Origin of the sequence: Melaminivora alkalimesophila (genome assembly GCF_000282995.1) — a bacterium.
In the GTDB taxonomy this organism is placed as follows: Bacteria; Pseudomonadota; Gammaproteobacteria; order Burkholderiales; family Burkholderiaceae_C; genus Melaminivora; species Melaminivora alkalimesophila.
The window spans coordinates 1-5168 of record NZ_ALEE01000180.1; the positions used below are offsets into that span (position 1 = coordinate 1).

Here is a 5168-nt window from a genome sequence, read left to right on the forward strand (position 1 = left end):
TTGCCCGCCTGATGGAAACCTTGCTGCTGCAGCAGCGCCGGCTGGAAGACGAGGGCCTGCGCCAGGCGCGGCAGTTGCGCGAGGCCGAGCGGCGCAGCAGGCAGCTCACGGCACGCCTGGAGGCCATGCGCGCGCTCGAGCGCAGCCTCAACGAGCGCCCCCACTGAGCCCGGAGACCCTTCCATGCCACGCCCCCGCCCCGACTCGCCCGCGCCGCCCCCCCAGCGGCAGCGCATCCTGGTGGTGGACGACGACGCCGACATGCTGCGGCTGCTGTCGCTGCGGCTGCGCGCGGCCGGCTACGACGTGGCGACGGCCGCCTCGGCCGAGGCGGCGCTGGCGCACTTCGACCTCGAGCGCCCGCAGCTGGTGCTCAGCGACGTGCGCCTGCCCGGTCGGGACGGGTTGGCGCTGTTTGACGAGCTGCGCGCCCGCTGCCCGGCCCTGCCGGTCATCCTCATGACGGCGCACGGCACCATCCCCGACGCGGTCGAGGCCACGGCCAAGGGGGTCTTCACCTACCTCACCAAGCCCTTCGACGGACGCGCCCTGCTCGAGCAGATCGACCAGGCGCTGGCGCTCGCCGCACCCGCGGCTCTGCCCGCCCAGGCCGATTCCCGCTGGCGCTCTGAGATCATCAGCCGCTCCGGACGCATGGCAGACCTGCTGGCCGAGGCCTACATGGTCGCCCAGTCGGACGCCAGCGTGCTGCTGCTGGGCGAGAGCGGCACGGGCAAGGAGCTGCTCGCGCGCGCCATCCACCGCGCCAGCCCGCGCGCGGGCAAGCCATTCGTCGCCATCAATTGCGGGGCCATTCCGGAGGCGCTGCTGGAGTCCGAACTGTTCGGTCACGTCAAGGGCGCCTTCACCGATGCCGTCAGCCACCACAAGGGCCTGTTCCAGGCCGCCGACGGCGGCACGCTGCTGCTCGACGAGATCGGCGACATGCCACCGGCGCTGCAGGTCAAGCTGCTGCGCGTGCTGCAGGAGCGCGCCGTGCGCCCGGTGGGGTCGAGCCAGTCGCAGCCGGTGGACGTGCGCATCATCTCCGCCACGCACCGCGACCTGGAGGCCGCCATGGCGGCCGGCCAGTTCCGGGAAGATCTCTACTACCGGCTCCACGTCGTCACCCTGACGCTGCCGACCCTGGCCGAGCGGCGCGAGGACATTCCCCTGCTGGCCAACCATTTCCTCGACCAGCTGGCGCGCAAGTACGACCGCAAGCTGTCGGGCTTCTCGCCGGAGGCGCTCAAGGCGCTCACGACGGCCCCCTGGCCGGGCAACGTGCGCCAGCTCTACAACGCGGTCGAGCAGGTCTGCGCGCTGTCCACCACACCGCTGGTGCCGCTCAGCCTGGTGCAGCGCGCGCTGCGCGTGCCCGGCGCCCAGGTGCTCAGCCTGGCCGAGGCGCGCCAGCGCTTCGAGCGCGAATACCTGGTGGGCCTGCTCAAGATGACGGACGGGCACGTCGCAGACGCCGCCCGCCTGGCGCAGCGCAACCGCACCGAGTTCTACCGCTTGCTGCAAAAGCACCAACTCACGCCGGCGCACTTCAAGCCAGAGGGCCCCACTGAGCCTGTCGCCGACGAGCGACAAGACTAAGTCATTGATTGACAAGGGTTTTTCGAAAAACCCTGACAAAGACCCGTCGCTGGCGGGCGACGAAAAGCGGCCCGTGCCGGGTGCGCACGCCCCGCCTACCTTCCGTTACCCGAAGTAAGCGCGCCAAGTGCTTGTCAGCACATCGTTTTTCCGCAGTGGCACGGGGTTTGCAAAGAAGGCGGCATGCCCTGCATTTTTGCATTCCTGCCCCTGCCGCGCCGGCGCTGGCGCAGCCCTGCTGCCCTGGCGGCGCTGCTGCTGGCGGCGTTGCCGGCGGCCGCCTTCGACTACCAGTCCCTGGTTGCGCTGGCGCGCAGCCGGGCGGCCCAGGAAGCCCCGGCCGCCCCGCCGGCCCTGCCCGCCGACCTCGCCCGGCTCGACTATGACGGCCTGCGCGACATCCGCTGGCGCCCCGAGCGCGCCCTGTGGCGGCGCCAGGGCCTGCCGTTCGAGGCCATGTTCCTGCACCTCGGCTCGCTGCACCAGACGCCGGTGCGGGTGCACGAGGTCCTGCCGGACGGGACGGTGCGGGCGCTCCGCTACGACCCGGCCGACTTCGACTACGGCCGCAACCGCTTCGACCCCGCCCGCTGGGGCGAGCTGGGCTTTTCCGGGCTGCGCCTGCACTATCCGCTGCACGGGCCGGACTACAAGGACGAGCTGATCGTCTTCCAGGGCGCGAGCTACTTTCGCGCGCTGGGGCGCCACCAGCAGTACGGCCTCTCGGCCCGCGGCCTGGCCATCGACACCGTGGGCGCCGACGCGGAAGAGTTCCCCGCCTTCACGGAGTTCTGGCTGCTGCGCCCTGCCGCCGGGGCGCAGGTGGCGACCGTGTATGCCCTGATGGAGTCGGCCCGGCTGACCGGGGCCTACCGCTTCGACGTCGAGCCGGGCGAGCAGACGCGCGTGCGCGTGCGCAGCCGGCTGTTCGCGCGCCCCGGGACGCGGCCGATCACCACCCTTGGCATCGCCCCGCTGACCAGCATGTTCCTGTTCGGCGAGAACCAGCCACGCGCCGACGACTTCCGCCCCGAGGTGCACGACTCCGATGGGCTGATGGTCGCCAGCGCGGACGGCGAATGGCTGTGGCGTCCGCTGCAGAACCCGCCCCGCCCCACCGTGACCTCGTTCGCCGTCGCTGGCCTGCGCGGCTTCGGCCTGATGCAGCGCGACCGCCGCTGGAGCAGCTACGAGGACGACGAGGCCCGCTACGAGCGCCGCCCCAGTGCCTGGGTGCGCCCCTTGGGCGACTGGGGCCCCGGGCGCGTGGAGCTGGTGCTGCTGCCGGCGGCGCAGGAAACCGAGGACAACGTCGTCGCCTACTGGGTGCCCCGTCAGGGGCTGCAGCCCGGCGGCTCGCTGGAGCTCGACTACGAAATCCTCTGGCAGGGCGATGCGCCGCAGCAGCCTCCCGGCAGCTGGGTCACGCAGACCCGCCGGGGCTTCGGCCACACCTCCGAGCCCGCCGACCGGCGGCGCGACCAGGAGCACTACGTCCTGGACTTCGCCGGGCCCGCGCTCGAGCGGCTGCCTGCGGGCGCCGAACTGCGTGCCGAAGTCAGCAGCGATGCCAACGGCCGCGTCCTCGAAGCCCGCGCCTACCCCAACCCGGCCACCGGCGGCTGGCGCCTGGCCCTGCGCGTGCAGCGCCTCGACCCGCAGCGCCCGGTCGAGCTGCGCGCCTTCCTGCAACACCAGAACCACGCAGTGAGCGAGACATGGACACACATCCTGCTTCCCCAATGAACCCCCTCGCGGACGCACCCGCCCGCCCGGCGGAGGCAGCGACGCCTGCCCCGCAGCGCCCCACCGGGCGCGCCGAACGCCACCCCCACACCCTGACCGCCCCGCCGCTGCATCGCGGCTCCATGGTGCCGCGGCCCTGGCGCGGGTTCTGGAACAGCCTGGGGACCGCCCTGCTGCTGCGCCTGACGGGCCACCGTCCGCCGCCCGCTGCCCCTGCCGAGCCCTGGGAGCAGGCCGCCCGGCAGCGCCGCGCGGTGTTTCTCGCGCTGTCCCTGGCGATCACGGCGCTGGGCAGCGTGCTGTTCGCCCACCTGCAGCCGGCCTACGACGGCGCCTGGGCCGGGAGGCTGCAGCTGGCGCTGTTCACCGTCCTGTGCTTCTGGGTGGTGACCGGCTTCCTGACCGCCGCCATGGGCTTTCGCGTACTGCTGCGCGGCGATCCGCACGCGCTCGACGCGCGCCGCGTGCAGCACCAGCGGCTGTCGCCCGAAGTGCGCACCGCCATCGTCATGCCGATCTGCAACGAAGATGTGGCCACGGTCTTCGCCGGCCTGCGCGCGACCTGCGAATCGCTCGCGGCCACGGGCCATGCGCGCAACTTCGACGTCTTCGTGCTCTCGGACACCAGCGATCCGCAGCTCGCCGCCGCCGAGCGCGCCGCCTGGGAGGAGCTGCGCTGCACGCTGGCGGCGAACGCCCGGCAGCCCCAGCCGGAGCTGTACTACCGCCTGCGCCGGCGCCGCACGCAGCGCAAGGCCGGCAACGTGGCCGACTTCTGCCGCCGCTGGGGGCGCGACTACCGCTACATGGTGGTGCTGGACGCCGACAGCGTCATGAGCGGCGACTGCCTGGTGGCGCTCGCCAAGCTGATGGAGGCGCACCCGCGCGCCGGCATCATCCAGACCGCGACGCAGGCCGTGGGCCACGTGACGCTGCACGCGCGTGCCCAGCAGTTCGCCGCGCGCGTGGCGGGCCGGCTGTTCACCCTTGGCATGCAGTACTGGCAGCTGGGCGAGTCGCACTATTTCGGCCACAACGCCATCATCCGCGTCGAGCCCTTCATGCGCCACTGCGCGCTGGCGCCCATCCGGGGCCGGGGCGGGCTGTCGGGCGGCATCCTGTCGCACGACTTCGTGGAGGCGGCACTGATGCGCCGCGCCGGCTGGCACGTCTGGCTGGCCGCGGGCCTCGTGGGCAGCTACGAGCAGCAGCCGCCGGACCTGCTGGCCGAACTGCAGCGCGACCGCCGCTGGTGCCAGGGCAACCTGCAGAACGCCCAGCTGGTGGCCGAACCCGGGCTGCACCCGGTGCACCGCGCGATGCTGCTGACGGGCGCCATGGCCTACCTGTCGGCACCGCTGTGGTTGGCCTTCATCGTCCTGGGGACCGTGCTCTGGCTGGCCGGGGTGCCGCTGGTGGCCGACTGGAGCGTGCTGCCCGGCGGGCTGGTGGCGCTGTGGGCCCTGACGCTGTGCCTGCTGTTCATGCCGCGCGTGCTGGGGGTGCTGGCCATCTTGCTGAAGGGCGAGCAGCGCCAGTTCGGCGGCACCGGGGGGTTGGTCAAGAGCGCGCTGCTGGAGGCCGTGCTGGCCGTGCTGCAGGCGCCGGTGCGCATGCTGGCGCACTCGCTGTTCGTGCTGGTGGCCCTCACCGGCGTCGAGCTGGACTGGAAGTCGCCTCCGCGCGAGGCCGCTGCCGTGCCGTGGCGCGAGGCGCTGCGCAAGGTCGCCCCCATGGGGCTGGCTTCCCTGGCGCTGGCGCTGGGGGTCGCCGCCGCCGACACCGGCGCCCTGCTGTGGCTGCTGCCGGTGGGCCTGCCG

3 protein-coding genes are annotated in these 5168 nt (G+C 72.8%); all 3 read left to right on the forward strand.

Features of this window, described 5'->3' with window-relative positions; genetic code table 11:
• The first annotated feature begins 183 nt into the window (after positions 1–183).
• Positions 184–1602 carry a sigma 54-interacting transcriptional regulator gene (locus tag A612_RS02920; protein ID WP_019373103.1) on the forward strand — a complete coding sequence of 473 codons (1419 nt, stop codon included), beginning with the start codon at positions 184–186 and terminating at the stop codon, positions 1600–1602.
• A 183-nt stretch (positions 1603–1785) separates the two neighbouring features.
• A complete protein-coding gene (locus A612_RS02925) occupies positions 1786–3348 on the forward strand; it encodes a glucan biosynthesis protein G (protein ID WP_019373104.1) in 1563 nt (520 codons plus the stop codon).
• The coding region (gene mdoH, locus A612_RS02930; RefSeq protein WP_040435763.1) for a glucans biosynthesis glucosyltransferase MdoH at positions 3321–5168 on the forward strand (1848 nt) is incomplete at its 3' end. The genes A612_RS02925 and mdoH, both read left to right, overlap by 28 nt.